This is a genomic window from Halomonas sp. SIMBA_159, assembly GCF_046536035.1.
Classification (GTDB): Bacteria; Pseudomonadota; Gammaproteobacteria; order Pseudomonadales; family Halomonadaceae; genus Vreelandella; species Vreelandella venusta_A.
Genome location: NZ_JAWJBT010001165.1, coordinates 1 through 250, shown reverse-complemented (window position 1 = coordinate 250; position 250 = coordinate 1). Strand labels below are relative to the sequence as shown.

The 250-nt window shown below is 44.4% G+C and carries 1 protein-coding gene; it reads left to right on the top strand.

The window, feature by feature from the left end; all coding sequences use genetic code 11:
* Nucleotides 1–20 precede the first annotated feature (20 nt).
* Nucleotides 21–250 (top strand): hypothetical protein (locus R0J87_RS22930; protein ID WP_498889238.1); only part of this gene is annotated, 230 nt, incomplete at its 3' end.

The window sequence follows — 250 nt, the reverse complement described above, 5'->3', positions numbered from 1 at the left end:
ACGACCGTTTTGATACTGACGTGACTAACCGCATTGTGTTTTTGGATAAAGCCGGCGATCGTGTGTACTTAAATGATCAGGACAAATGGGGCGCGACTTTATCCTTGCAGTATAAGCCGGATAACAACTTCAGCCTGACGTTCGATGGCATGCTGGGTGGCTATGACAACACTGAAGATGAATATGATGCTGCAGCCTATTCTGCTTCCAGTATCAGTACTTTTGAACAAATTCACAGCTACGATAATAC